The 303-nt window shown below is 52.8% G+C and carries 1 protein-coding gene; it reads left to right on the forward strand.

Going from position 1 to position 303, the window contains the following annotated elements; genetic code table 11:
• A partial coding sequence (locus AACY52_RS31890; RefSeq protein WP_339439706.1) for a ribonucleotide-diphosphate reductase subunit beta occupies window positions 1-303 on the forward strand: 303 nt, incomplete at both ends.

Below are 303 nucleotides of genomic sequence, written 5' to 3' on the forward strand. Positions count from 1 at the left end.
AGTCGATGCACCTGAACTTCGGTATCGATGTGATCAACCAGATCAAAATCGAAAACCCGCATTTGTGGGATGCCGAGATGAAGGAAGAAGCGACCCAGATGATCCTGCAAGGGACGCAACTGGAGATTGAATATGCTCGCGACACCATGCCGCGCGGCGTGCTGGGCATGAATGCGGCGATGATGGAGGACTACCTCAAGTTCATCGCTAACCGTCGCCTGTCGCAGATTGGTTTGAAAGAAGAGTATCCAGGCACCACCAACCCGTTCCCGTGGATGAGCGAGATCATGGACTTGAAGAAAG

This window comes from Pseudomonas sp. EA_65y_Pfl1_P113 (genome assembly GCF_963970525.1).
GTDB classification, from domain to species: Bacteria; Pseudomonadota; Gammaproteobacteria; order Pseudomonadales; family Pseudomonadaceae; genus Aquipseudomonas; species Aquipseudomonas tritici.